Origin of the sequence: Pantoea sp. sgz302252 (genome assembly GCF_047713085.1) — a bacterium.
Classification (GTDB): Bacteria; Pseudomonadota; Gammaproteobacteria; order Enterobacterales; family Enterobacteriaceae; genus Scandinavium.
Map to the genome: position 1 here is coordinate 1 of NZ_JBLFJW010000097.1, position 663 is coordinate 663.

Sequence of the window (663 nt, forward strand, 5' to 3'; positions counted from 1 at the left end):
AGACATTACTCACCCGTCCGCCACTCGTCAGCAAAGCAGCAAGCTGCTTCCTGTTACCGTTCGACTTGCATGTGTTAGGCCTGCCGCCAGCGTTCAATCTGAGCCATGATCAAACTCTTCAATTTAAGTTTGATGCTCATGAAAAAACTATCGTAATGAATTACGTGTTCACTCATAAGACTTGGTATTCATTTAGTGTCCGAAGACATTAAGAATCCATGTCACTTTGAGTGCCCACACAGATTGTCTGATAAATTGTTAAAGAGCAGTTGAAACGCGGCTTTCGCTCACCGTTTCGAGGTCCCGTATAATACGTTTTCCTCTTTCAGAGTCAAGCATTTATTTTCGCTTTTCGTCTGCCAGAATTTCCGGAGAAACCCTGCTGACCCGGCGGCTTGCCTGCCGTTGTTCCGTGTCAGTGGAGGCGCATTATAGGGGGTAATTCTGAAGTGGCAAGAATAATATTCAAAAAATTTATCGACAGAACACTTTTTGCACAAAAGCATCAATAGACAGCAAGTATTGCCTGGTTTTCAAATAAATATCCTCCGGCATAGCCGGAGGTTTTTCATATGCGCCTATAAGGCTCTGTCACCAGCAGCGCCCTAACAGGCGCATCACGATCTGACATTTGCATCTATGGATTACTTACGGCCCGTAAAC

1 rRNA gene is annotated in these 663 nt (G+C 44.8%); it reads right to left on the reverse strand.

The features are described from left to right. Positions 1-125 (reverse strand): 16S ribosomal RNA (locus ACLW56_RS25300); the annotation flags it as partial. Positions 126-663 lie beyond the last annotated feature (538 nt).